This window comes from Trueperaceae bacterium, from assembly GCA_031581195.1.
GTDB lineage: Bacteria > Deinococcota > Deinococci > Deinococcales > Trueperaceae > SLSQ01.
The window spans coordinates 1-22,896 of record JAVLCF010000003.1; the positions used below are offsets into that span (position 1 = coordinate 1).

The 22,896-nt window shown below is 74.3% G+C and carries 24 protein-coding genes; 15 read left to right on the forward strand and 9 right to left on the reverse strand.

Annotated elements, in window-relative coordinates:
- The coding region (locus RI554_00575; GenBank protein MDR9390503.1) for a hypothetical protein at positions 1–527 on the reverse strand (527 nt) is incomplete at its 3' end.
- 97 nt (positions 528–624) lie between these two features.
- Here RI554_00575 and glgP point away from each other — a divergent pair.
- Entirely contained in the window at positions 625–3,162 is a 2,538-nt protein-coding gene (gene glgP / locus RI554_00580) for an alpha-glucan family phosphorylase (protein MDR9390504.1), read from the forward strand.
- A 24-nt stretch (positions 3,163–3,186) separates the two neighbouring features.
- On the forward strand, positions 3,187–3,783 hold the full coding sequence (locus tag RI554_00585) for an HDIG domain-containing protein (protein ID MDR9390505.1): 597 nt from the start codon (positions 3,187–3,189) through the stop codon (positions 3,781–3,783).
- Between the two features lie 34 nt (positions 3,784–3,817).
- On the opposite strand, the gene lepB is transcribed toward RI554_00585, so the two are convergent.
- The 4 genes from lepB to RI554_00605 all read right to left on the reverse strand — a co-directional run bounded on the left by lepB (position 3,818) and on the right by RI554_00605 (position 7,978).
- Positions 3,818–4,750, reverse strand: a complete 933-nt coding sequence (gene lepB / locus RI554_00590) for a signal peptidase I (protein MDR9390506.1) — start codon at positions 4,748–4,750, stop codon at positions 3,818–3,820.
- 10 nt (positions 4,751–4,760) lie between these two features.
- A complete protein-coding gene (locus RI554_00595) occupies positions 4,761–5,627 on the reverse strand; it encodes a patatin-like phospholipase family protein (protein ID MDR9390507.1) in 867 nt (288 codons plus the stop codon).
- Between the two features lie 70 nt (positions 5,628–5,697).
- Positions 5,698–6,939, reverse strand: coding sequence for a trypsin-like peptidase domain-containing protein (locus tag RI554_00600; protein MDR9390508.1), 1,242 nt, complete (start codon positions 6,937–6,939; stop codon positions 5,698–5,700).
- Positions 6,940–7,042: 103 nt separating this feature from the next.
- A complete protein-coding gene (locus tag RI554_00605) occupies positions 7,043–7,978 on the reverse strand; it encodes a DUF368 domain-containing protein (protein MDR9390509.1) in 936 nt (311 codons plus the stop codon).
- A gap of 62 nt (positions 7,979–8,040) precedes the next feature.
- On the opposite strand from RI554_00605, the gene RI554_00610 reads away from it, so the two are divergent.
- Complete coding sequence (locus tag RI554_00610) at positions 8,041–8,358, forward strand: DUF3248 domain-containing protein (GenBank protein ID MDR9390510.1); 318 nt, start codon at positions 8,041–8,043, stop codon at positions 8,356–8,358.
- On the forward strand, positions 8,355–8,861 hold the full coding sequence (locus RI554_00615; GenBank protein MDR9390511.1) for a DUF3809 family protein: 507 nt from the start codon (positions 8,355–8,357) through the stop codon (positions 8,859–8,861). The genes RI554_00610 and RI554_00615 overlap by 4 nt, the downstream gene beginning before the upstream one ends.
- Positions 8,862–8,880: 19 nt before the next feature.
- Here the strand turns inward: RI554_00615 and mnmE are convergent, their stop codons facing one another.
- A complete protein-coding gene (gene mnmE, locus RI554_00620; protein ID MDR9390512.1) occupies positions 8,881–10,236 on the reverse strand; it encodes a tRNA uridine-5-carboxymethylaminomethyl(34) synthesis GTPase MnmE in 1,356 nt (451 codons plus the stop codon).
- A gap of 82 nt (positions 10,237–10,318) precedes the next feature.
- On the opposite strand from mnmE, the gene RI554_00625 reads away from it, so the two are divergent.
- The 9 genes from RI554_00625 to RI554_00665 all read left to right on the forward strand — a co-directional run bounded on the left by RI554_00625 (position 10,319) and on the right by RI554_00665 (position 17,142).
- Complete coding sequence (locus tag RI554_00625) at positions 10,319–11,179, forward strand: phosphatase PAP2 family protein (GenBank protein ID MDR9390513.1); 861 nt, start codon at positions 10,319–10,321, stop codon at positions 11,177–11,179.
- Entirely contained in the window at positions 11,176–11,994 is an 819-nt protein-coding gene (truA, locus tag RI554_00630; GenBank protein ID MDR9390514.1) for a tRNA pseudouridine(38-40) synthase TruA, read from the forward strand. The genes RI554_00625 and truA overlap by 4 nt, the downstream gene beginning before the upstream one ends.
- 9 nt (positions 11,995–12,003) lie before the next feature.
- Complete coding sequence (gene moaC / locus RI554_00635) at positions 12,004–12,477, forward strand: cyclic pyranopterin monophosphate synthase MoaC (protein ID MDR9390515.1); 474 nt, start codon at positions 12,004–12,006, stop codon at positions 12,475–12,477.
- The gene (locus RI554_00640; protein ID MDR9390516.1) at positions 12,450–12,884 is read left to right on the forward strand and encodes a DUF1999 family protein; all 435 of its coding nucleotides are present in this window, start codon (positions 12,450–12,452) and stop codon (positions 12,882–12,884) included. The genes moaC and RI554_00640 overlap by 28 nt, the downstream gene beginning before the upstream one ends.
- Complete coding sequence (locus RI554_00645) at positions 12,881–13,192, forward strand: DUF503 domain-containing protein (GenBank protein MDR9390517.1); 312 nt, start codon at positions 12,881–12,883, stop codon at positions 13,190–13,192. The genes RI554_00640 and RI554_00645 overlap by 4 nt, the downstream gene beginning before the upstream one ends.
- 104 nt (positions 13,193–13,296) lie before the next feature.
- Complete coding sequence (locus tag RI554_00650; protein ID MDR9390518.1) at positions 13,297–13,707, forward strand: Asp23/Gls24 family envelope stress response protein; 411 nt, start codon at positions 13,297–13,299, stop codon at positions 13,705–13,707.
- Positions 13,700–15,298: a DAK2 domain-containing protein gene (locus tag RI554_00655; protein MDR9390519.1), complete on the forward strand. Its 1,599-nt coding sequence runs from the start codon at positions 13,700–13,702 to the stop codon at positions 15,296–15,298. The genes RI554_00650 and RI554_00655 overlap by 8 nt, the downstream gene beginning before the upstream one ends.
- A 159-nt stretch (positions 15,299–15,457) precedes the next feature.
- Complete coding sequence (locus RI554_00660) at positions 15,458–16,324, forward strand: hypothetical protein (GenBank protein MDR9390520.1); 867 nt, start codon at positions 15,458–15,460, stop codon at positions 16,322–16,324.
- Positions 16,321–17,142 carry a hypothetical protein gene (locus RI554_00665; GenBank protein ID MDR9390521.1) on the forward strand — a complete coding sequence of 274 codons (822 nt, stop codon included), beginning with the start codon at positions 16,321–16,323 and terminating at the stop codon, positions 17,140–17,142. Before RI554_00660 ends, RI554_00665 begins: the two co-directional genes overlap by 4 nt.
- Before the next feature lie 10 nt (positions 17,143–17,152).
- Here the strand turns inward: RI554_00665 and pyrF are convergent, their stop codons facing one another.
- The 3 genes from pyrF to RI554_00680 all read right to left on the reverse strand — a co-directional run bounded on the left by pyrF (position 17,153) and on the right by RI554_00680 (position 21,535).
- Positions 17,153–18,067 carry an orotidine-5'-phosphate decarboxylase gene (pyrF, locus tag RI554_00670; protein MDR9390522.1) on the reverse strand — a complete coding sequence of 305 codons (915 nt, stop codon included), beginning with the start codon at positions 18,065–18,067 and terminating at the stop codon, positions 17,153–17,155.
- On the reverse strand, positions 18,067–20,874 hold the full coding sequence (gene secA / locus RI554_00675; GenBank protein MDR9390523.1) for a preprotein translocase subunit SecA: 2,808 nt from the start codon (positions 20,872–20,874) through the stop codon (positions 18,067–18,069). Before secA ends, pyrF begins: the two co-directional genes overlap by 1 nt.
- 109 nt (positions 20,875–20,983) lie before the next feature.
- Entirely contained in the window at positions 20,984–21,535 is a 552-nt protein-coding gene (locus RI554_00680) for an RsmD family RNA methyltransferase (GenBank protein ID MDR9390524.1), read from the reverse strand.
- A 41-nt stretch (positions 21,536–21,576) separates the two neighbouring features.
- Between RI554_00680 and RI554_00685 the strand changes: the two genes are divergently transcribed.
- Positions 21,577–22,500, forward strand: coding sequence for a hypothetical protein (locus RI554_00685; GenBank protein ID MDR9390525.1), 924 nt, complete (start codon positions 21,577–21,579; stop codon positions 22,498–22,500).
- A gap of 36 nt (positions 22,501–22,536) precedes the next feature.
- Positions 22,537–22,893 (forward strand): phage holin family protein, encoded by a 357-nt coding sequence (locus tag RI554_00690; protein MDR9390526.1) that lies wholly within the window; start codon positions 22,537–22,539, stop codon positions 22,891–22,893.
- Positions 22,894–22,896: the final 3 nt, after the last annotated feature.

Consider the following 22,896-nt stretch of genomic DNA (forward strand, 5'->3'; position numbering starts at 1 on the left):
CCCCGCGCGACGGGGGCCGGACCGAACGGCGCCGCCTCCGCGGCCGTCGAGGTGGCGGGCGGCTGCGCGCCCCACGCGCCGCGGAGGGTGCGGGCGGCGCCGCCTCGGTGCGTGAGCGCGAGGCGCCCCGCGACCGGGCCCAGCCCCCCGCGCACCGTGGCGCCTCCGGCCCACGCGACCGGTCCGGACCGGTCGGCGCGGACGCCGAAGCCGCCCTCCACGATCCCCGTCCCCAACGGGCCGGCCGTCGCTGCGTACCGCGCGGCGGCGTCCAACCCGACGGTCGGCCCGACGACGGCGGCGACGTCCAGGACCGCGCCGGAGCGGCGGAGGTCCTCGACGCCGACCCGGAGGGATGCGGCGAACGGGGGCGCGCCGCCCCCCACCGCGACCGTCCCGACCGCGAGCGCGCCCGTCACGGTCGGCGTCTGCGCCACCGCGAACGGGGTGCAGAGGAGGGCGGCGAGGACCGCGCGCGCCGCCGGCCGCGGGCCGCGCGCCCGGCGCCCGGTGCTGCGATGCGTCATGCCGTCAGCCTCGCACGCCGGCGGGGGCGGGGGCGGGGCCGGTGGTACACTCCGCCCCGGCTGCGCGGCCCGGGCCGCGCGCCTGGAAGGACGTCCCATGCACATCCTCGGTCGCTTGACCGTGCTCCCGAACCTGCCCGAACCGCTCGCCCCCCTGCGCGACCTGGCGCACAACCTGTACTGGACCTGGACGCCGGAGGTGCGGGCGTTGTTCCGCGACCTCGCCCCGGACGTGTGGGAGGCGTCGGGCCACACGCCGGCCCGCGTCCTGCGCGACGTGCCGCAGGCGCGCCTCGACGCCGCGGCGGAGGACGACGCCTTCGTCGCGCGGGTCCGGGCGGCGGACGACGCCTTCCGTCACGCCCTGAGCCGCCCGAGCCCCTACGACGCGGCGCGCGCGGCGGGGGAGACGTACGCGTACTTCTGCGCCGAGTACGGCTGGAGCGAAGCGGTCGCGCTGTACTCCGGCGGGCTCGGCGTCCTCGCCGGCGACCACACGAAGGCCGCCAGCGACCTCGGCGTGCCGCTCGTCGGGGTCGGCCTCTGGTACCCCGAGGGGTACTTCCATCAACGCATCGCCGCCGACGGGACCCAGGAGGCGGTCTACCGCCGTCTGGACCCCGCGACGCTCGGCTTCACGCTCGCCACCACGCCCGACGGCGACGTCGCCGAGGTGCACGTCGAGGCGTTCGGGCGCCCCCTCGCGGTGCGGGCCTGGCGGCTCGACGTGGGCCGCGTCCCGGTGTACCTGCTGGACGTCGATCACGACGGCAACGACGCCGAGGATCGGGCGTTGCTGCAGCGCCTGTACGGCGGCGACCAACGCACCCGCATCGCGCACGAGATGATCCTGGGGGTCGGTGGGGTCCGCATGCTGCGGGCCTTGGGGATTTCGCCCACGTCGTGGCACATGAACGAGGGGCACAGCGCGTTCATGCCGCTCGAGCGGGCCCGCGAACTCGTCGCGGACGGCGCGTCGTTCGCGACGGCCCGGGAGCGGGTCGTGGCGAGCACGGCGTTCACGGTGCACACGCCGGTCGCCGCCGGCAACGACGCGTTCGCCTTCGACCTGGTGAACCAGGCGTTCGGGGGGTGGTGGGGGGCGCTGGGCTTGCGCCAGCACGACTTCCACGAGCTCGGGCGCGCCGACCACGGGTGGGGTCCGGTGTTCAGCATGACCGCGTTGGCGCTGCGCTTCAGTTCGTTCCGCAACGGCGTCGCGGAGCTGCACGGGCACACGAGCCGGCGGATCTGGTCGGACCTGTGGCCCGACGTCCCGACCCACGACGTCCCGATTCGGCACGTCACGAACGGCGTGCACGCCCGCACCTGGATCGCCCCCGAGATCCAGCGGCTGCACGACGCCACGCTCGGCAGCGACTGGCGCGACCGCCTCGACGACCCCGCGACGTTCGCGCCGGTCCGCGACGTCGACCCGGCGGCGTTGTGGGCGGTCCGACGCGAGATGAAGGCCCGCTCGGTGCGGCTGTTGCGGCGGCGCGTGCGCGCCCAACGCGTCCGCCAGCAGGCGTCCCCGACCGCGCAGCACGACAGCGACGCGCTGTTCGATCCCGAGCGCCTCACGATCGGTTTCGCGCGCCGCTTCGCGACGTACAAACGCGCGACGTTGATCTTCCACGACCTGGACCGCTTGGAGCGCATCCTCGCCGATCCCGACCGCCCCGTGCAGCTGGTGTTCTCCGGGAAGGCGCACCCCGCCGACGCGCCCGGACAGGCGCTCATCGAGCGGATCGACGCGCTGTCGCGCGACCCGCGCTTCGAGGGCCGCATCCTCTTCGCCGAGGATTACGACATGGCGCTCGGGCGGGCGTTGACGCGCGGCGTCGACGTGTGGCTCAACACCCCCCGCCGGCCGCTCGAGGCGTCGGGCACGTCCGGCCAGAAGGCGGCGATGAACGGCGTCCTGAACCTGTCGATCCTGGACGGCTGGTGGCCGGAGGGGTACGACGGCCGGAACGGCTGGGCGATCGGGAACGGCGCCGCGTACGCCGACGACGACCGGATGGACGCCGCCGACGCCGACGCGCTCTACGACCTCCTCGAGCGCGAGGTGGTGCCCAGCTACTACGACCGCGACGAGGCCGGCGTGCCGCGCACCTGGATGGCGCGCGCCGCCGACGCCATCGCGAGCGTCACGCCGGTGTTCAACGCCCAACGCATGGTCCGCGACTACGTCGAGGGCGCCTACCGCCCCGCCAGCGCCCGCGACGCGCGCATGGCGGAGGGCGACCACGCCCGCGCCCGCGCGCTCGCGGCGTGGCGGGAGCGGGTCGAGAGCGGCTGGAGCGACGTGTTCCTCGCGGCCGACACGCCGCACGACGCGGTGCGGCGGATCGGCGACGAGGTCGACGTCGAGGCGGTCCTGCACGCCCGCAGCCTCGAGGACGTCGAGCTGCGCGTCGAGGTCGTGTACGGCCCCGACGCCGACGGTCTGGAGGAGGCGTTCGACGTCGTCGCCATGGAGGCCCGCAGCCGCAACACCGACGGGAGCGTCGTGTACGGCGCGCGGTTCGCGCCGCGCGTCAGCGGCCGGCTCGCCTTCGGGGTGCGGGTGTACCCCGTGCACGAGGACCTCGTGTCGCCCTGGGACGTCGGCGTCCGCTGGGCGTCGTGACGGCGGCGTGCTAGCCTCCCGCGCATGAGCGACGCCCCGACCGCCGGACCCCTGCGCGACGACGCTCTCGCCCTCATGGAGGCGTGGACGCCGTCGGAATCCCTTCGTCGACACATGCGGGCGGTGGAAGCCGCCGTCGTCGCGTACGCGCACGCCGAGGGCGCCGACGTCGACCTGTGGGCCGCCACGGCGCTCCTGCACGACTTCGATTACGAACGCCATCCCGACCCGGGCCCCGAGGGCCACCCGTACGTCGGCGTGGCGTACCTCCGCGAGCACGGTTGGCCGGACGCCCTGACCGACGCGATCCTCGGGCACGCCGACTACACCGGCGTGCCGCGCACGTCGCGCCTCGCGAAGGTGCTCTACGCCTGCGACGAACTGACCGGCCTCGTCACCGCCGCGGTCCTGGTGCGGCCCGACAAGGACGTCCGCCAGCAGACGGTGAAGAGCCTCAAGAAGAAGTTCAAGGACAAGGCGTTCGCGAAGGGCGTGAACCGCGACGAGGTGCGCCACGGCGCCGAAGCCCTCGGGGTGGACCTCTGGGAGCACGCCGCGTTCGTCCTCGAGGCGATGCAGGACCGCGCCGAAGCGCTCGGCCTGGACGGCCGCACCGCCTGACGGACCTTCGCCCGCACGCGTCGGGCGGCCGACGTCAGGGGGCGGCCGGAACGGCGTCGAACGCCGGGGGCGGCCCCAGCCCCCGCCAGTTCCACGCCCCGTCGCGCCGCGGCGGCCAAATGACGGCGGTCGCGCGGCCCGCGACGGTGATCGCGTCGATCGGCCCGAAGTACCGCGAGTCCTCGCTCCCGCCGGCGGACGTCTGGCGGTTGTCGCCCATCACCCAGTAGCTGGATTCGGGCATCACCACCTCGTGCAGGAACGCTCGGCCCTCCGGCGCGTCGTCCGGGACCGGCGCCAACGCCTCGACCACCTCGCCGTAGTACAGCTGGACGCGGGGGTCGTCCACCGGAACGCCTTCGGGGATGCGTCCGTCGAGCGGTAGTTGCGGGACGGCGGTCCCCCGCATCGTTTGCGCGAACCCGACGTGCAGGTGCGTCACGACGCCGTCCCGGGCGGTGACGACGGGGAAGTCGATCCGATCGGCCGTGATGTCGCCCGAATCCTCGATGTAGCCCTGATCGACCGGCACGCCGTTCACGATCGTCACGCCGTCGTCCAGGCGGAAGGTGTCGCCGGACCGCGCGATGACGCGCTTGATGAAGAACGGACGTCGGTCGCGCTCCTGCGCGGTCGGGGCGTTCGCCGGTTCGCGGACCACGACGATCTCCCCGCGGGCGTACGGCCCCAACGCCCCGGCGCGGCGCAGCCACGTGTCGTACTTCGGGATGAACACGCGGTCTCCGGTCAGGAGGGCCGACAGGACGCTCCCCCCCGACCGGCCCCCATCGAGGTTCGGGCTCATCGAGACGCCGACCACGCCGACGGTGTTGAACACGAACGTGACGACGAGGTACGCGATCGCCAGCGCTTCGGCGTACCCGCGCACCTCCGTGAGGAGTCGGGCGCGCCAACGGGGGGGCGTCGCGCGCCCGGTGCGGGCGTCGCGCGGGGAGGGCTCGGGCATGCCGGGGAGTCTACCGCCTGGCCGCGATCGGGGGCGCCTTCTCGGGACGCTCGCGCTCGAGCGCGTCGAGGGTGCGTTCGCTGGTCTCGCGACCCAACGCCGCGATCGCTCGGAAGTCGCGAAACGACTCCATGCGGTACTGCGGCATGTCCATCGCGATGCGGACGTCGGCGGGGTGGAAGGTGTACTGCAGGTCGGTCAGCATCGCCTGCATGACGTCGGTCGAGCGGAGCAGCATCTGCGCCATCGGGCTGCGCCGCTCGAGGCGCACGGTCGCCGCCATCCGCTCCCACCAACTCCCGTCGTCGTCGGGTGCCGGGTCGAACGCCGACCGGCGGGGCGGCGTCGCGTCGCTGGCGATCACGTAGTCCGCTTCGAACAGGGCGGCCGCCGCGACCGGGAGGTTGTTCACGATCCCCCCGTCCGCCAGCGTCCGCCCCCCGACGACGACCGGCTCGAACGCGCCGGGGAAGCTGCTCGAGGCGCGCACCGCTTCGACGAGGTCGCCCTCGCGGAGGATGACCTCCTCGCCGGTCTCCATGTCGGTCGTCGTCACCGCCAGGGGCACGTCGAGCGCATCGAACGTCGCGGGAATCCGGTCCTGCAGGAAGCGCCGGAGTTTGTCGCCCTTCAGCAGGCCCGCCCCGAAACTCAGGTCGAGGACGTCGCGCCAACCGAGACCGTCGGCGATCGCGTAGATCGCGTCGGCGTCGTGCCCGGCGGCGGACATCGCCCCGAGGATCGCGCCCATCGACGTCCCCGCGATCGCGTCCACCCGGATGCCGCGCGCCTCGAGCGCCTGCATCACGCCGATGTGCGCGAACCCGCGGGCGCCGCCCCCGGACAACACCAACGCCACGTGGGGTCGTTCGCTCATGCCCGCAAGGTAGCACCGCCGCCCCCGAACGGGGGCGGCGGTACCGGGCCGTGCATCGCGGGACCGACGCTCAGCCGTCGTCCTCCTCGGGGACGACCGCCAGCGTGACGTCCACCTCGCGCACGTCGCCGCCGCTCGCGACGCGGAGGGTGACGACGTCGCCCTCGCGAAGCGCGAACACGGCGCGCTGCAGGTCCTCCGCCGCCTCGACCGGCCGGCCGTCGATCGCCACGACGACGTCCTCGGGGACCGGGAAGGTCGCGCCGTTCACCTCGATGCCGAAACCGCTACCGCGCAGGCCGGCGCGGTCCGCCGCCCCGCCGGGCGCGACCTCGATGATCGCCACGCCGCGGTCGGGCAGGTCGAGGCGTTCGCGGATCGCGTCGGGGTACGTCGCGACGTCGCGGACCGTGACGCCCAGGCGGGCGCGGGTGCGGACGCTGACGTAGCCCCCGTCGCGGAGCTCCTCGAGGGCGCCGGCGAGCGTGGCGGCGGGCACCGCGAAGCCGATGCCGAGCGAGCCCCGTTGCCCGGTCGCGCCGACGTTCGGAATGATCGCGGTGTTCACCCCCACGAGTTCCCCCCGTGCGTTCAGGAGCGGCCCGCCGGAGTTCCCGGGGTTGATCGCGGCGTCGGTCTGCACGAGCGGCGACGCGATCTCGCCGACCCCCTGCAGGGTCCGCCCGAGGGCGGACACGATCCCGGTCGTGACCGTGGATTCGAAGCCGAAGGGGTTGCCGATCGCGATCACCTTCTGCCCCACGCGGGGCGCGTCCTCGGACAGCGGGATCGGCCGCAGGTCCTGGGGCAGGTCGGCGGCGTCCTCCGGGACCAGCAGGGCCAGGTCGTACAGCGCGTTCGCGCCGACGACCTCGACGGGCACTTCGGTTCCGTCGGGGAACGACACGCTCAGGTCTGCGCCGTCCCGCTCGACGACCGAGGCGTCCTCCAGCGCGACGTCGACGACGTGGTAGTTCGTCACGATCGCGCCGGACGCGTCGACGACGAAGCCGCTGCCCGACCCCTGGCGGGGGCGTTCGCGTTGCTCGAACTGCGGCAGGAACTCCCGGAAGAACGGAGGGATCTGGTCCTCGGGGATGTCCTCCAGCGGGTTCGTGATGCGGCCCTCGACGCGGACGTTCACCGCGACGACGGAGTCGGCGTAGCGCTCGACGACGTCGATGGTGTTGCGTTCGCTCTCGAGGAGCGGTGCATACGTGGACGTGGCCTGCGCCAGGGCCGGCCCCCCGAACGTGGCGAGGGTGACGGCGAGGGCGCCGGCGAGGGCGAGGGTCGAGCGATGTCGGAACATGGGGCCTCCTCGGTGCGGGGTGTGGGTCCGCGAGCGGACCGAAACGTCAGGATGCCATCCGCGTCTGAGAGGATCACGAGTCCCGCATGAACGACGTGAAGGCTCAGCCGCGTGGAGGCGGCGCCGACCCCACGTCCCGCGACCGGGGCCCGGCGCTCGCCTCCAGCATGACGACCGCAGCGACGCCGAGCGCCAGGAACGTCACACCGAGCGCCGCGTCCGCGAGCGACGCCGGGGCGGCCAGCGGGACGACGAGGCCGTCCCCCTGCCACGGCCACACCTTCCGCAGGGCCCCCACCAGGAAGCCCGCCAGGAGGCCGAGGGTCGGGTCGGGGTAGCGGGTCAGGACCCACGCGAGGCCGCGCGCGGCGGCGAGGCCGCCGGCGATCATGCCGAGCGCCAGCGGTACGAGTACGCCCGGGTCGAGGGTGGCGACCGCGTTCAGGACGCGTTCGTACTGCCCCAGGAGGAGCAGCACGAAGGCGCCCGACACGCCGGGAAGCAGCAACGCCGAGACCGCCGCGGCGCCGGACGCTGCCAGCACCAGCGGCCCTCCGGGCGCCTCCATCGGGACGAGGCCGGCGAGGCTCCAGGCGACCGCGGCCCCCAGGGCGGCGGCGCCCCACACCCGCGGACCGGGGCGCGCGACCCGTCGGAAGACGAGCGGTGCGGACGCCGCGATCAGGCCGAAGAAGGCGCCGTAGACCGCCACCTCGTAGCGGGCGAGGGCGAACGACAGGGCGCCGGCGAGGCCCACGATCGCGACCGCCATCCCGGCGGCGAGCGCCGCCAGGAAGCCGCCGTCGACCGCGCGCCAGGCGGCGGCCAGGTGGCCGCGCCGCACCGCGGCGCGGAAGGGTGCGGCGGTGAACGCCGCGAGGGCGCCGATCAGGCGCGGGTAGATCCCGAGGATCAACGCCATCGTGCCGCCCGACACGCCCGGGACGAGGTCGGCGGCGCCGATCCCCAGGCCCCGCGCAGCGGTGGCGAGGGCCGCGCGGCGCGGGCGGCGGGCGTCGGGGGGGGACGAACGAGGCACGGACGGGAACGTAGCACGCGCGGCGACGGGGGCGCGCCCCGTCCCTGCGGTACCCTACGGGCATGAACGACGACGACCTGCGCCGCGGCGACGACGCGCCGGCCGAGGGGACGTCCACCCCGTCCGACGCCGGTCCGGCGGACGCCGCCCCCGGGGTCACGGCCGATCAGCTCGACGCGCTCGCCGCGAACCTCGTGTGGCGGGTCGGACGCACGTCCGACGACGCCCCCGTCACGGTCCGGGTCGGCCTCCCCAGCGCCGCGCACGCGTTCGCCGACCTCCCGAAACTCCGCAACGCCACCGACGCGGAACTGGCCGACGCGCTCGCGTCCGGCGACGTGCGCGTCGAGTGGGTGTCCCCGAAGGCGCGGGGCGCGTGAAGCTCGAACGCCGCGTCGCCTTCGACGTGCCGTCGACGCTGCCGCCCGACCCGGCGATCGCTTTCGTGCGGGACGTCGAGCGAAGCCTCCGGCACGCCGACTTCCTGGAGCGCTTGGAGGTCGGCGACGACGGCGTCGTGTCCGCGATGCTGCCGGTGAACGCCGCCCTCTTCGGGCAGCAGCGGCTCCGCTTCCGCAGCCGCGTCGAACCGACCGAGGACGGCGGCGCCCTCGTCGGCCTCGACCTGGACGACGTGCCCGGCTGGGCGCGCGTCGGTGGGCGCGGCCGCGTCGAGCCGGACGGCGACGGGACCGTGCTGCGCTACGCGTTCGACGTCGAGATCCACCTGTCGTTGCCGACCAGCCGGCACTGGGGCGGGCGGGCCCTGCTGCGCATGATCGACGTCACCGCCGACGCCGTCCTCGCCAAGATCCAAGCGTCGTTCCCCGAAGCGGTGCGGGCCGCCGCCCAGGACGCCGCCCGCGAGGTCGACGCCGCCTGAGGGCGGCGCCCCCGGGGGGTCACTTCCCGACGCAGAAGTTCGCGAACACGTGCTCGAGCGTCGCTTCGGCGACGTCGCCGCGTCCCGTCAACGACGCCAGGTCCACCAGCGCGTCCTGGACGTCCATCGCCATCAGGTCGTCGGGGGCCTCCAGGGCCCGGGCGAGGGCCGCGTCGACGCGGCGGAGGACGTCGACGTGTCGGTCGCTCGTCACCCACACCTCCTCGCCGGTGGCGCTCCCCACCAGCGCCTCCGCCACGGCGTCCACCAACGCCTCCATGCCGTCGCCCGTGGTCGCGCTGACGGGGAGGGCGGCGGGGAGGCCGCCGCCGGGCGCGGCGGGGTCCCATGCGGGGGGCAGATCCCCCTTCGAGGCGACCGCGAGCGTCCGCCCCTGCGGGAGGCGGTCCCACAGCGCGCGGTCCTCCGCCTCCAGCGGGCGGCTCGCGTCCCACAAGCCCAGCACCAGGTCGGCGTTCTCGGCGAGGTCGAGCGCACGCTCGACGCCGACCGACTCGATCGCGTCGGGGCTCTCGCGCACCCCGGCGGTATCGATGGCGGTCACCGGGACGCCGCGCAGCTCGAGGGGCGCCTCCAGGTAGTCGCGGGTGGTGCCGGGCACGTCGGACACGATCGAACGGTCGAACCCCAGGAGGGCGTTCAGGAGGCTCGATTTGCCGGCGTTCGGGCGCCCAACGATCGCGAGCCGCGCGCCGCGGCGCGCGAGGGCGGCAGCGTCGGCGGTGGCGAGCAACGCCGCGATGCGCTCGCGGACCCCCATGATGCGCGGGCGCGGGTCGCGGAGCTCGACCCCCTCCTCGGGGTAATCGAGGACCGCCGTGACGTCGCCGTACGCCGCCGTGAGGGCAGCCTCGAGGTGGAGCAGCTCCTGCGACAGGCGTTCCGTGAGGCCGTCGGCGGCGCTGCGTCGCGCCCGCTCGCTGCGGGCCTCCACGACCGCGAGGACGCTTTCCGCCTGCACGAGGTCGAGCTTGCCGGCGAGGTACGCGCGGAGCGTGAATTCGCCCGGTCCGGCCGGTCGGGCGCCGGCGGCGAGGCACGCGTCGAGGACCGCTCGGAGCACCGCCGGCCCGCCGTGCGTCTGCAGCTCCACGGCGTCCTGCCCCGTGTAGCTGTGGGGGGCGCGGAACGGCAGCAACACCGCGTCGTCGAGCACCGCGCCGTCGCGCGTGACGCGGCCGGTCACGATGCGGCCGGCGGGCCGGGCGCTCGGGGGGCGACCGCGGCGCGGGCGGAAGACCGCGTCGGCGACGTCGAACGCGTCGGGGCCCGCGACGCGGACGATCCCGATCGCGCCCTCGCCGGCCGCGGTGGCGATCGCCGCGATCGTGTCGCCGGAGGGGGGTAACGCCATGCGGGAAGGGTCGCACGTCGGCCCGCCCGACGTCGTCGCGCACCGTGCGCCTTGGTATCCTCGGCGGCCCGAGGAGGGCGCCATGACCGGCATCGAGTTGCTGCAACGCGTCGCCACGCCGTGGCTGGACCGCGTCGCGATGATCGGGACGCACGTCGGGTCGGAGGCGTTCTTCGTCGCCGCGTTGAGCGTGACGTACCTGGCGATCGACGCGGGGGCGGGGCGCCGTCTGGCGCTGGCGGTGGTCGTGAGCCAGTGGACGAACCAGGCGCTCAAGGGGGTGGTGGACGCCCCCCGCCCGTTCGAGCTGGACCCGTCGCTCCTGCGGCTGCCCGGCGCGGCGGAGACCGCTCCGCACGCGTCGTTCCCCAGCGGGCACGCGCAGGTGAGCGCCACCTTCTGGACGTTCGCGGCGTGGCACGTCCGCCGTCGCCGCTTCGGACTGCTCGCCGTCGCGGGGGTCGTGGGCGTCGCCTGGACGCGGCCCTACCTGGGCGTGCACACGGTCCCCGACGTCCTGGCGGGGGTCGGGATCGGCGTCGCGATCGCCGCCGGGGCGGTCGGTCTGGTGGCGCTCGGCGTCCGCCTCCCAAGCGTCGCGGAGGGGGCCTTGGGCGTCGGCGTGCCGCTCGCCGGTGTCCTGCTGGTGCCGACGCCCGATGCGGCGCGGTTGGCGGGCGCCTTCGCCGGGGTCGCGACCGCGCCGTTGCTGCGTCGGCACGCGCCGCGCGGGGGTCCGCTGCGGCGGGCGGCGACCGCCGCCGCCGGGTTGGGCGCCGCGGCCGCCGTCCTGGCCGCCGGGAGCGCGGCCGCACGCCCCCTCGTCGCGGGCGGGGTCCCGCCCGCCGCGGTCGAGGCCGGGGTGACCCTCGCCGCGGTGTACGGCGCGTGGGTCGCCGCGCCGTGGACCGCCGACGCGCTGCTCGGGGGCGGCCTCCGGTGAGCGTCGCGCCGGACGGGCGCCGCGTCGCCCTCACGGTGGAGTTCGACGGGACCGACTTCCGCGGGTGGCAGTCGCAACCCACGGGGGAGCGGACGGTGCAGGACACCCTCGAGGCGGCCCTGGCGCGCCTCCCGGGCCCGCACGGGCGGGTGCACGCGGCCGGGCGGACCGACGCCGGCGTGCACGCGTTGGCGATGACGGCGCACGTCGACACCCGCAGCGCCCTCCCGCCGGAGAAGTTGCGGTTGGCGCTCGACGCGCACCTCCCTCGCGACGTGGCGGTCCTGGCGGTCGAGGACGTGCCGACGTCGTTCGAGGCGCAGTTCGGGGCGACGTACCGGCGGTACCTGTACCGCATGCGGGTCGTGCGCGACGCGCCGCGTGGGGTGGCGCTCGACCGCGCCCGGGTGTTGATGGTGCACGTGCCGCTGGACGTCGCCGCGATGCAGCGGGCGGCGCCTGCGTTCCTGGGGACGCGCGACTTCTCCAGCCTCGCGACGCAGGAGACCCGCTCGCGGGTTCGGACGCTGCTGCTGTGCGAGCTTCGCGAGCGCGACGGGGACCTCGAGCTGCACGTCGCGGCCGACGGGTTCCTGCGCGGCATGGTCCGTGCGATTGCGGGGACGTTGCTGCGCGTGGGCACCGGCCGGCTCGCGCCGGAGGCGATCCCCGCGATCCTCGAGGCGAAGGATCGGCGGCGCGCCGGCCAGGCGGTCGCGCCGTACGCGCTGTACTTCGTCGAGGCCGGCTACGCCCCCTGGGATGGGGCGCGCAGCGACGCGCGGTTGGCGCGCCTCCGGGGGCGGCCGGGGTAGGCTCCCGGCATGGCAGGCCCCCACTTTCGCGACGGGCACCCGTGGATGGTGGACGTCGGCGCGAAGGCCCCCAGCGCCCGCGTCGCCGTCGCCGAAGCCACCGTCCGCCTCCCCGCCGACGCCGTGCACGCCCTCGACGCTCCGAATGCGAAGGGCGACCCGGTCGCGGTCGCCGAGCTCGCCGGCATCCACGGATCGAAACGCACCGCCGACCTGATCCCGCTGTGTCACCCGCTGCCGCTCGACCGCTGCGAGGTCGTCGCGACCCGCGAAGGGGACGTCGTCCGCTTCACCGCGACCGCGGCGACGCACGCCCGGACGGGCGTCGAAATGGAGGCGATGACGGCGGCGAGCGTCGCGGCGTTGACGCTGTACGACATGCTCAAGAGCGTGTCCAAAGGCATCGCGATCGAGGCGGTGCGGTTGCTGTCGAAGGAGGGGGGAAAGAGCGGGGCATGGTCCGCGTCCGACCGCTCGACGTAAGCGACGGCGACGCCCTCGGCGCGTTCGCGGACGCGGCGCCCGGCCGGGGCGCGGTCGCGTTCTACGCCCGGACCGGGCACGCCTTCGTCGCCGAGGACGACGCCGGGATCGCCGGGTTCGCCCTCGCGGCGGCGGTCTGGGACGGGGAGCGCCCCACGGTGCGCCTCGCCCGCCTCGCGCTTCGTGCGCACGCCGAGGCGGACGAGGCGGACGCGGTCCGCGCCGCGTTGCTGGAGGCGGTCACGAAGAGCGCCTACGACGCGGCGGTGTACGACCTGGTCGCGGAGATCCCCGAGGGCGACGCCGCGACCGCGGCGTGGTTGGTGGCGGCGGACTGGACGGTCCGTCCGGTGACGACGTTCGTGCGGATCCTGGGGTCGCGCGGTGGGGGGGACCGCGGCGCGTGAGCGACGGGGGACTCCCCGTCACGTGGGTGGGGGTCGCGACGTTCGACGTGCACACCCCGGACGCGCGCAGCAAGAAGGACAAGCGGGGGGTCGTCACGCCGCTCGTCGAGCGGTTGCGGCGCCGCTACCCCGTGTCGGTGGCGCGCCTCGCGGGCGTCGATCGGCTCGACCGGGAGACGATCGGTCTGGTGGTGATCAACGCCGACGCCGCGCAGTGCCGCAGCGTGCTCGAGACGGCGACGGCGTACGCCGCGACGTTCGGTGCGCGCGTCGATGCGGTCCGCATCGACGTCGAGCGTTGGGATTGAGCGGCCCGCCGGGGTAGACTGGCGCCACCCAACCCGGTGGACGCGGTCGGTGTGCGGACGCCGGCACCCGAGCCCTCATCCGCGTCGCCTCGGAGGAGGTCCACGTGACGGCAACCCCTTCGCCCGACCCGTCGGGCACGGATTCGACCGACCCCACCCCGCTCGAGACCGCTGCGCCGGTCGATGCGACGCACGTCTCCGACGATGCGCTCGCGACCCTGATCGGCCTTGCGGCGCACGAGGTGCCCGGCGTCGTCGGGATGGCGCCCGCCGGCTTCGGGGACGGCATCCGCCGCATCCTCGGCGTCCGCCAGGCGGACGAGGGCGTCGAAATCGATCGCGAGCACGAGGACGACGCCCCCGACGTCGTCCTTCACGTCGTCGTCGCCTACGGCGTGAACATCCCGGTGGTCGCCGAATCGGTCGAGGAGCGCGTGCGTTACGCCTCCGAGCACTACGGAGGCGTCGAGGTCGCCGACGTCACGGTCCGGGTGGCGGGGGTGTCGCGTGATTGACGCCGCCCAACGCGAACCGGTGACCGCGACGTCGCTCGCGTCGGCCTTCGCCTTCGCGACCGACTGGTTGGGCGTTCACGTCGACGAAGTGAACGCCCTGAACGTCTACCCGGTGCCGGACGGCGACACCGGCACGAACATGCACCTCACCATGCAGAGCGTCCGCCGGCAGGTCGCCGACGAGGACCCGCAGGACATGGATCGCCTCGCGCACGCGCTCGCGTACGGTTCGCTGCTCGGCGCGCGCGGTAACTCCGGCGTGATCCTCTCGCAGATCCTGAAGGGCTTCGCCGACGGCATCAAGGGGGCCGACGCGCTGGACGAAACGACCCTCGTCAAGGCGCTGGAGCGCGCGACCGACGCGGCGTACGCCGCGGTCATGAAGCCGGTCGAGGGCACCATCCTCTCGGTGTGCAAGGCGCTCGGCGAGCGTGCGGCGCAGGTGGAGGGGGGCGAGGGCCCCGTCGCGCTGCTCGAGGTGGCGCACGCCGCGGGCGAAACCGCGCTCGAGCGGACGCCGGACCAACTGCCGCTGCTCAAGCAGGCCGGCGTCGTCGACGCCGGCGGGTTGGGCCTGCTCCGGATCGTGGAGGGGCTCATCGCGCACTTCGAACGGCGCGACCTGCCGCCCCCCCCGAAGGTCGAGCGGCGGGCGCAGGAACAGTTCGAGGAGGAGGCGTTCGGGTACTGCACCGAATTCCTGCTCTCCGACGTGGACGTCCCCACGAAGGTCATCCAGGAGCTCGTCGCGCCGTACGGCGACTCGTTGTTGGTGGTCGGTGCCGAGGGGTTCGTCAAGGGCCACATCCACACCGAGGAACCCGAGCGGCTCCTCGCCGAGGTCGGCCGGTACGGCCACATGGTGCGCTCGAAGGTCGACGACATGAGCGAGCAGCACAGCGAAATCCTGGCCGGCGTCGAGATGACCGAGGCGGAGGCGCCCGCCCTCGCGATGGTCGCGGTCAGCGACGGGTACGGCGTCACGAACGCCTTCCGTTCGCTCGGGGCGCGCGTGGTCGGTGGGGGGCAGACGAACAACCCGTCGGTGCAGGACATCGCCGACGCCGTCCGTTCGGTCGGCGCGGAGACGGTGTTGGTGATGCCGAACAACAAGAACATCGTGATGGCCGCCGAGCGCGTCGACGAGTTGGTGCCCGACCGCGACGTGCGGGTGCTGCCCACCCGGACGTTGGGGCAGGGCCTCGCGGCCGCCGTGGCGTTCCAGGAGGACGGCGACGTCGACGGCGTCGTCGAGGGGATGATGGCGGCGGCGGAGGCGTCCCGCACGCTGGAGGTGACCCTCGCGAGTCGCGACGCGACCCTCGACGGCGTCGCCGTCACCGAGGGGCAGTTCATCGGGCTTCGCGACGGGACGCTGGTCGTGGCCGCGGACGCCGCGGAGGACGTGCTCGCGCGGATGCTCGAGGGGGAGGACGAGGCGGAGGTCGGCACGTTGTTCCACGCCGCGTCGGTCGAGGTGTCGGTGGCGCAGGCCACCGCGGAGCGCCTCGAGGCGGCGGTCGAGGACCTCGAGATCGAGGTGCATCCCGGCGCCCCCGACCTGTACCCCTACCTCCTCGTCCTCGAGTAGGCGGTCGGGGCGGCGCACCGGCGGCGGCGGACGGGCGCGGGGCGCGAGGGCGACGCGCCCGCCCAGGCCCCCACGCCGGTGCGTGGGCCACCGGCCGCGGTTCGGTCCGCGTCTAGGATGAAGGGGTCCCGCTCACGCGGGAGGAACCTGGAGGAGGTCATGCGTCCCGCCACGTCGTCCGCCGTCCGTACCGCCCTCGCCGCCGCCCTCGCCGCGGTCCTGCTCGCCGCGTGCGAGATCACCATCACGCCCGGCCCCACCTACGAGCGCCCGACCCCCGACGTGGCCGACCTGCGCGACGCGGCGCCGTTCGACGAGGCGTTCCTGAGCGACGGAGAGACCGCGTCGTGGGAGGTCCGCATCTCCCGCTTCGATGGCGATCAGGTCGTCTTCATGACCGACGGCGACGTCCTGCGCCTGCGCGACGCGAGCGGTCGCGTCGTCGCTTCGTCGGTGGTCGCCAACCGGTTCGTGGAGGGGGACGTCGTCCCCTTCGCCGTCCCGGCGATCACGGTCGAACCGACCGACCCCGGTGCGTGGCGGTGCGAGGCGGGACCGTGCGTGGCGGTGCCCGCGCCCGACGTCCCCGAGGTCGTGACGGTCGAGGTGGAGCGCTCGGGCTTCGGGAGCGCCTGGACCGACGTCTACGCCGCCGGGATGGCGTTCTACGACCCGGCCGAACCGACGAACGACGATCCCGACGGCGCGGTACGCCTCCGGAACGACGCGGTCGCGGCGCACGCGATCGAGACGATCGGGGACGTCGACCGCTTCGTGGTCGACGAGGAAGGCCGGTACGACGTCGCCCCCGCCTTCGACCTCGACCTGCGCGTCACCGTCCGCGGGGGCGGCGAGGCGCTCGACTACCGCCTGGAGGCCGGCGACCCGCCCGGGTCGGTGTACCTGTTCGCGGGGGACACCGTCGTCGTCGAGGCGGACGACGCGGGGCGCGCGGCGACGGCGGACGGCAGCGCGTACGAGATCGCGCACCCCGCCCAAAGCAGCGAACGGCTCCCACCCGAGTGAGGCGGCGCGCCCCCCGCCGCGGTGCGGTCCGCGCCCTCCTCGGGGCCTGCGTCGTGGTCGCGACGTCGGGGTGGGGGACGGCGCAGCCGGACGGCTGTCCCCCCGCCGCGGCGGACCCGGCGGCGCAGGCGTTGCTGGCGATCGAGGGGGCGCTGCCCGACGCGGCGTCGGTCCTCGCGAAGGGGCCCGACCGGACGCTCCTCGAGCGCGTCCGTGCGGGCGACGACGAGGTCGACCTGTTGGCGGTCGCGAGCGCCGCGTACGGGGTGGCGGTGCCGCCCGGGACGCCCGACGTGGACGCCTGGCGCGCCTGGACCGACGTCGCGGCGGAGGCCGTCACGGCGTACGCCGTGCTCCTCGAGGCGGCCCCCGGGGAGGTCGTCGCGCAGGGCACCTACTGGGCCAGCCCGTGGTTGGAACGCCTCACCGTCCGGCGGCTCGACGCGCCGCCCGACGACCCGTACGCGCCCGAGGCGTGGGCGGCGCTCGGGTCGTGCCGCGTGACGCCGGACGGCTGGATCGCGGTGCCGGCCGCGACGCTGCGCGACGTCGCGGGGAACGCGCCGGAGCGCTACGCCTACCTCGCGCCGGAGGGCCCCGACGGGCGCGACCTGCCGGGCGTCTGGATCGACGCGGCGGACCTCCCCGACGCGGTGCGGTTCGACCACCCCGCGGTCCGCGACGCGGACCGCTTCCACGCCTGGTTCGCCGGCCCCCCGCTTCCGTTCCTCGTGTGGGCGTCGGTCGTGCCGCAGGTGCGGTCCAGCGTCGATCCGGACGCGTTGCTCACGACGGTCCTGGAGATCGCCGGGTTCTGACGCGCTCGCGTCAGGGGCCGCGTGCAGCGACCGCGTCCCGCACGGCGCGCTGCATGGCGGCCGCCGCCGTCCGAGCGCTGGCGGCGGGGTCGTCCCCGCCCGCGTGCGTGAGGCTCCGACTGGCGCTCACGACCGCCCCGAACCCGTCGGCGTCGAAGGCGGCGGCGACGTCGGTCGCGTCCGCCCCCTGCGCACCGTAGCCGGGCACGAGCAGGACCGCGTGGGGGAGACGCGCCCGCGCGCGGGCGAGGGCGTCCGGATGCGTCCCGCCCACCACCGCCCCGAACGGCCCGTACCCGCGGACGTCGAGGCGTCCCTCCCGCGCGCGGGCGGTCCACAGGTCGGCGACGTGGTCGGCGACGGAGCGTCCGTCGGCCAGCGCGAGGTCCTGCAGGTCCGCGCCGCCGGGGTTGCTGGTACGGACCAGGGCGAACAGCCCGCGGCCCTCCGCCTCCGCCGCCGCCGCGAACGGCTCCAGTGCGTCCATCCCGAGGTACGGGTTCACCGTGAGGGCGTCGGCGACGAACGGACCGTCGCGGAGGTACGCGTCGGCGTAGGCGTCGGCGGTACTGCCGACGTCGCCGCGTTTCGCGTCGAGGATGGCGGGCAGCCCGAGCGTCCGGGCGTCGACCAGGAGTTGCGCGAGGCCGATCCAGCCGGGGATGCCGAGCCGCTCGAAGAACGCCGCTTGGAACTTCACGCACGCCAGGTGGTCCGCCGCCGCCTCCAGTTGGGCCCGGTGGTAGGCCGTGACGGCCTTCGCGACCTGCGCGCCGTCCCCCCCGAACCGGTCCGGGTGGGTCGAGGGATGCGCGTGCGGCCGCGGGTCGATCCCCATGCAAACCGCCGTCCCGAGCGCCTCCATGCGGGCGTGGAGCGCCTCGACGAACGGTGTCCGGGGATCGTCGCCGTCGTCGGGGGGCACTAGGCGGCGGCCCGACCGTGGCAGTGCTTGTACTTCTTGCCGCTGCCGCAGGGGCACGGGTCGTTCCGCCCGACCTTGTCGCCCACCTCGACCGGTTTCGTCTTGCTCTGCGCCTGGCCGCCCCTCGCGGCGCCCGTGAGGGCGGCGAGGCCGGCGGGGGTCCCGCCGTCGTCGTACGTGACGTTGCGGCGGGTCTCGGTCCGCTCGAGCGAGGTGTCGCTCTGCACCTGGACGCGGAACAACAACTTCGCGACGTTCAGGCGGATGGTGGCCTTCATCTCCTCGAAGAGGTTGTAGCCCTCGAAGGCGTACTCCTGCAGCGGGTTGCGCTGGCCGTACCCGCGCAGGCCGATCCCCTGCCGCAGGACGTCCATCGCGTGCAGGTGTTCCTTCCAGTGCTGGTCGACGGTCTGCAGCACGATGTAGCGCTCGAGGTCGCGCATGAGGGCGCTCCCGAACTCCGCTTCGCGCGCGGCGTACGCCGCCTCGATCTCCGGGACCAGGAGGTCCGTGGCGTCGTCGGGATCCATGCCGCGGAGGCGTTCGAAGTCGAACCCCTCGAGCGGCGGGAGGGCGTCGAGGATCGCTTGGCGCAACTCGCCGATCTCCATCTCCTCGGGCTCGAGCTGCGGGTTGAGGGTGGCTTGCACCTGCGCGTCGACGTACTCCGCGATCATGTCCTGGACGTCGTCGGCGATGTCGTTGCCGAGCAGGATGTCGCGCCGCTGCTTGTAGATCACTTCGCGCTGCTTGCTCATGACGTTGTCGTACTCGAGCAGCTGCTTGCGGATCCCCAGGTTGCGGTCCTCGACGCGTTTCTGGGCGCGTTCGATGGCGCCGGACACCATCTTCGCTTCGATCGGTTGGGTGTCGTCCATCCCCAGGCGGTCCATCATGCCGAGCACCCGCTCGCTGGCGAAGAGCTGCATGAGGTCGTCCTCGAAGGAGACGTAGAAGCGGCTGGAGCCGGGGTCGCCCTGCCGGCCGGAGCGGCCGCGCAACTGGTTGTCGATGCGGCGCGCCTCGTGCCGTTCGGTCCCGATGATGTGCAGGCCGCCCGCCGCGAGGACCTTCTCCTGGTCGGCGCGGGCCTCGTCGCGGAGGCGTTCGAGCTTCGAGAGCACGTCGGGGGGGAGCCCCTCGAGGCGGCGGGCGATCGCCTGCGCGTCGTCCATGCGGTCGCGCATGACCGACTTGATCAACAACTCCGTGTCGCTGTCGTAGCGGTCGAACCCCTCGCGCGCCAGCAGCTGCCGACCGAGCGCTTCGGGGTTCCCCCCGAGCACGATGTCGGTCCCGCGCCCCGCCATGTTGGTGCTGATCGTCACGGCCCCACTCCGGCCGGCCTGCGACACGATCTCCGCTTCGCGGTCGTGGAACTTCGCGTTCAGCACCTCGTGCGGGATGCCGCGCCGCTTCAGCATCGTCGCGAGCGTCTCCGACGCCTCGATGGTGACGGTGCCGACGAGGATCGGTTGGCCGGTCGCGTGGATCTCCGCGATCTCTTCGACGACCGCTTCGAACTTGCCCTGCACCGTGCGGTAGACGACGTCCTCGAAGTCCTTGCGGACGACCGGCTCGTTGGTGGGGATCACGAGGACGTCGCTTTCGTAGATCTCCTGGAACTCCTTCTCGTCGGTCTTCGCGGTCCCCGTCATCCCGGCGATCTTGTCGTAGAGCTTGAAGAAGTTCTGGTACGTCACCGTCGCGAGCGTCTGGTTCTCCCGCTCGATCTTGACGCCCTCCTTCGCTTCGATCGCTTGGTGCAGGCCCTCCCCGAAGCGACGCCCGGGCATCAGACGGCCGGTGAACTCGTCGACGATGACGATGCCGCCCGCCTCGTCCTTCACGTACTGCTGGTCGATGGCGTAGTGCTCCTTCGCCCGCAACGCCTGGCGCAGCATGTGGCCGAGCTCCATGTTCTCGTGACTGAAGATGTCGTCGATCTTCAGCAGGTCCTCCGCCTTGGCGATGCCCTGCTCGGTGAGGTGGACGTCCTTCGTCTTGCCGTCCGCCGTGTAGTCACCGGTGGGGGGGACGTCCTCCCCCTCGCCCGGCTCGCCCCGCTCGAGCTGCTTGGCGACCTTCGCCATCGTGAAGTACTTGTCGGTGGCGACCTCCGCGGGACCGGAGATGATCAACGGCGTGCGCGCCTCGTCGATGAGGATCGAGTCGACCTCGTCGATGATCGCGTAGTGCATCGGCGTCTCTTCACGCAGCACGAGCTGGTCGGGGCGCAACGCCATGTTGTCGCGCAGGTAGTCGAAGCCCAACTCCGAGTTCGTGATGTAGGTGACGTCGCGGCGGTACATCTCGCGCCGCGTGGCGTTGTCGTGCCCGTGCTCGATGACGCCGGCCGTCAACCCCAAGCCGCGATAGACCGGCCCCATCCACTCCGCGCCGGTCCGCGCCAGGTAGTCGTTCGTGGTGACCAGGTGGCTCCCCATGCCGTCCAAGGCGTTCAGGACCAACGCCAACGTCGCGACGAGGGTCTTGCCCTCCCCGGTCTTCATCTCCGCGATGCGGCCGTAGTGGAGCGCCGCCGCCCCGATCAACTGCACGTCGTAGTGCCGCAGGCCCAGGTAGCGCTTCGCGGATTCGCGCGTGAGCGCGAACGACTCGGGCAGGAGCGCCTCGAGGGTCTCGCCGCCCTCGCGGCGGGCCCTCAGTGCGGCGTAGGCCGCGACGAGGTCGTCGACCGCCTCCATGTCCGCTTCGAGCGCGTTGACCGCGCCGACCACCTCGTTCTCGAGGCGGCCGACCTCGCGGTCGTTGCCGTCGAACATCTTCTGCAGGAATCCGAGCATGCCGGGGTGAGCTCCCTCCGTGCGGAGCGACGTCCGGGACGGACCCCGCGCCCCGCTTCACGCCCCGGAGTGTAGCACCGCGCGCCCGCGCGCCCGTCGGCCGGACGGCTCAAGGGCGACGCACCTCGGTGACGGCGTTGCTGCCGTAGCGGCGGACGCGGGGCGCGGCCGCCCCGAGCCGCGCGAGGGGGCCCTCGAGGGCGGCGGCGGCGTCGAACCGCGTCGGGTGCTGCAGCAGCCAACGACCGCCGGGCGCGACCCCGCCGGCCTCGAGGACCGCCGCGAAGATCCGCGCGAGGTCGTCGGGGTAGGGCGGCGCGACGAACGTCACGCCGTATGCGTCGGGCCGGTCCCGCGCCACGCGCAGCGCGTCCGCCTCGAGCACCTCGACGTCCAGGCCGGCCCGCCGTGCGTTGCGGCGCAGGACCGCCGCCGCCGCGCTGGAGCGTTCGACCAGCGTCACCGGGAAGCCGCGGCTGGCGGCCTCGAGACCGATGGCGCCGGTGCCGGCGTACAGGTCCAGGAACGGGGTGCGGGGCGCGAACTGCAGCGCGTCGAACACCGCCTCGCGCAAGCGCGAGGGGCTCGGCCGGGTCCCGCGCCGCGGGGTGTCGAGGACGGCGCCCTTCGCGACGCCCCCGAGGATCCTCAGGTCCTTCACGGCTTCACCATCGCACGGAGGCGCGCGGTATCGTCCACGCCGTGATGCGGACGTTGGCGCCGGACGAGTGGGTGTGGTTCCTGTCGCGGAGCCTGCACTACCTCGGGCACGACGACCCGGTGGGGTTGGCGCGCCGCTTCGGGGCGCGGGTGCGCGACGCGCACGCCGCCGCCCCCCACGCCCTCGTCGAGGGGACCGGCGGCGGGCCCCCGCGCGCCGGCGTCGCGGTCCGGCCCGCACCCCCCGACGCGGTCGACGCCGTCGATGCGGTGGATGCGGTCGATGCGACCCGCCGCCTCGGTCCCGTGTGGCGCGACGACGTCGACGCCGGCCACGCGCTGATCGACGCGGTCGTGCGCCGCTCCCCGCACGACGCCCTCGCCGTCGACCTGGGGCCCTACCCGGACGGTCCGGCGGGCGACCTGCGGCGCTGGTTCGGGGCGCACGGCTTCCACGTCGTGGAACGCGACGCGCTCCGCTTCGCGCTGGCGGACACCCCGCCGCTCGGGGCGCCCCTCACCCTCGACGCGTGGACGCAGGACCGCGACGCCACCTTCCGGCGCGTCTACGCCGACGCCGAAGCGCGCGCCGTATCGGACGGGCACTGGTCGTGGCGGAAGCGCCACGGCGGGACCTTCCGGCCCGACCTGTGGTTCCTGGCGCGCCCCACCCCCGACCAGGCGCCGGTCGGCTACGCCTTCGTGCACGCCGGGCGCGGCGGCGTCGACGCCGTCTACCGCCTCGAGGCGGCCGGCGTGACGCGCCGCCACCGCACCGCGAGCGAGATGGCGCACCGCCTCGTCGTCACCGTCCTGCAGGAGCTCGCCGGCCGCAGTCCGCTCGGCTCGGTCCGGACCGACGTCGACGCGAGCGACGCGGCGTGGCGCCGCATCCTGGAGGGCGTCGGCTTCGAGGGGGCGCGGCGAACGCGCCGCTTGGAGCGGCCCCCCGGCGCGGTCTCGTGACGGGGGGCGCGCGCGAGGGCGCGGTACCCTGACGCCATGCACCTCCTGTGGCGCTGGGCGCTGAACGCCGTCGCGCTGTGGTTGACCGTCGAGCTCGACATCGGCGCGAGCCTCGCGGGGGACTCGCTGGGGACGCTCCTGATCACCGCGTTGGTGCTCGGCCTCGTCAACGCGGTCCTGCGGCCCGTGTTGATCCTCGTGACGCTCCCCCTGACGTTCGTGACGTTCGGGGCGTTCCTGTTGGTCGTCAACGCCCTGTCGTTGGCGGTGGTGGCGGCCCTCACGCCGCTCGAGTTGGCCGGCTTCGGGGGCGCGGTGCTCGCCGCGCTCGTGCTGACGGTCATCGCGTCGCTCCTGGCGCGCGTCGCGCCGCCCACCGCCCCCCGCCGCTGACGC

Excerpts from the sequence above, each read along its gene's own strand:
- RI554_00690 (MDR9390526.1), top strand. The coding sequence starts at position 22,537 with ATGCACCTCCTGTGGCGCTGGGCGCTGAACGCCGTCGCGCTGTGGTTG.
- RI554_00585 (MDR9390505.1), top strand. The coding sequence starts at position 3,187 with ATGAGCGACGCCCCGACCGCCGGACCCCTGCGCGACGACGCTCTCGCC.
- RI554_00660 (MDR9390520.1), top strand. The coding sequence starts at position 15,458 with ATGCGTCCCGCCACGTCGTCCGCCGTCCGTACCGCCCTCGCCGCCGCC.
- RI554_00640 (MDR9390516.1), top strand. The coding sequence starts at position 12,450 with ATGGTCCGCGTCCGACCGCTCGACGTAAGCGACGGCGACGCCCTCGGC.
- RI554_00610 (MDR9390510.1), top strand. The coding sequence starts at position 8,041 with ATGAACGACGACGACCTGCGCCGCGGCGACGACGCGCCGGCCGAGGGG.
- lepB (MDR9390506.1), bottom strand. The coding sequence starts at position 4,750 with ATGCCCGAGCCCTCCCCGCGCGACGCCCGCACCGGGCGCGCGACGCCC.
- RI554_00625 (MDR9390513.1), top strand. The coding sequence starts at position 10,319 with ATGACCGGCATCGAGTTGCTGCAACGCGTCGCCACGCCGTGGCTGGAC.
- RI554_00595 (MDR9390507.1), bottom strand. The coding sequence starts at position 5,627 with ATGAGCGAACGACCCCACGTGGCGTTGGTGTTGTCCGGGGGCGGCGCC.
- secA (MDR9390523.1), bottom strand. The coding sequence starts at position 20,874 with ATGCTCGGATTCCTGCAGAAGATGTTCGACGGCAACGACCGCGAGGTC.
- mnmE (MDR9390512.1), bottom strand. The coding sequence starts at position 10,236 with ATGGCGTTACCCCCCTCCGGCGACACGATCGCGGCGATCGCCACCGCG.
- glgP (MDR9390504.1), top strand. The coding sequence starts at position 625 with ATGCACATCCTCGGTCGCTTGACCGTGCTCCCGAACCTGCCCGAACCG.
- moaC (MDR9390515.1), top strand. The coding sequence starts at position 12,004 with ATGGCAGGCCCCCACTTTCGCGACGGGCACCCGTGGATGGTGGACGTC.
- RI554_00600 (MDR9390508.1), bottom strand. The coding sequence starts at position 6,939 with ATGTTCCGACATCGCTCGACCCTCGCCCTCGCCGGCGCCCTCGCCGTC.